The organism is Chryseobacterium sp. SIMBA_029 (assembly GCF_046535275.1).
GTDB lineage: Bacteria > Bacteroidota > Bacteroidia > Flavobacteriales > Weeksellaceae > Chryseobacterium.
Genome location: NZ_JAWRXA010000402.1, coordinates 1 through 267 on the forward strand (window position 1 = coordinate 1; position 267 = coordinate 267).

The window sequence follows — 267 nt, forward strand, 5'->3', positions numbered from 1 at the left end:
GCACTCCGCGGCAAGCGAGTTGAGATAGGGCAACCCGCCGGCGCGGGGTGCTTCGTTGCGCTCACACAAGAGATCGTGCACGGTAATCACGTCAGCCAATTGCCCCCGACAAATCAGGGAAGCGATTGCGCTGAAGATCAGGGCATTGCCATGGGCGCCAAAGTGCGAAGCGCCAATCCTCACCGGCGCGATGCGGTCGAAGGTGTCATTGTTAACAAGCAGGGCTCCGAGCAAAGCTCGCTCCGCCGTGCCAGCCCGAGCGTGCAG

Annotated in this window: 1 protein-coding gene; it reads right to left on the bottom strand. The window is 62.2% G+C overall.

Features of this window, described 5'->3' with window-relative positions:
- Positions 1-267, bottom strand: a 267-nt coding sequence (locus SB679_RS24600) for a DnaB-like helicase N-terminal domain-containing protein (protein WP_410704903.1), incomplete at both ends; no start/stop codon positions are given.